The following is a 650-nucleotide window of genomic DNA, read 5'->3' as shown; positions in this document are numbered from 1 at the left end:
TTTCCTGCAGCTCCTGGAAGTCTTCCGGGCCGAGGTAGGCGGAGTGCGGGTCAAGGTTGCTGAGCATGCCTTTGATGGCGTTTTCCAGCAGGGTCTTGTCATCCACCGGCTCTACGTAGGCGGCCTTGACCCGATCCATGACCTCGGCAAACGTGCGCAGCTCTTCGAGCGGCAGCGGCGGCTTGGCGTTGGCATTGGCCGGAGCGACTGCTGCTGTCGGAGCTGGCGTGGTCTTTTCGGCAGCTTGCGCCAGCGGCGCGCCGATAACGATGGCAATCGCCATGGCCAGCGAGGTGAGGCGGGACAAATGCAGCATGTCTAACGAGCTCCTACTGATATTGGTGCCGACTTATCCTTGAGTGCGGCACCATTGGGCTGGATCGCTTGGGCGACCCTGCTGACGAATAGCAAAGTACAACGCTGATGTGTCCTGACCGCCGCTGTTGCCTACGGTGGAAATCGCTTCACCGGCTTTTACGATATCGCCTGCCGACTTGAGCAGGCTCTGATTGTGTCCGTACAGACTCAAATAGCCATTGCCATGGTCGAGAATGACCAGAAGCCCTGCGCCGCGCAACCAGTCAGCGAAAACCACTCGCCCTCCGTGCACGGCATGTACCTGACTTCCGGCCGAAGCGCTGATCATGACG

1 protein-coding gene and 1 pseudogene are annotated in these 650 nt (G+C 59.8%); both read right to left on the bottom strand.

Going from position 1 to position 650, the window contains the following annotated elements:
* Positions 1-316: pseudogene (locus EE949_RS08325) on the bottom strand (peptidase S41); the annotation flags it as partial.
* 33 nt (positions 317-349) lie between these two features.
* Positions 350-650, bottom strand: a 301-nt coding sequence (locus tag EE949_RS08320) for a murein hydrolase activator EnvC family protein (protein ID WP_164666716.1), incomplete at its 5' end; no start/stop codon positions are given.

It is taken from the genome of Pseudomonas viridiflava (genome assembly GCF_900602065.1).
In the GTDB taxonomy this organism is placed as follows: Bacteria; Pseudomonadota; Gammaproteobacteria; order Pseudomonadales; family Pseudomonadaceae; genus Aquipseudomonas.
This window is presented reverse-complemented; position numbering and strand designations above follow the sequence as displayed.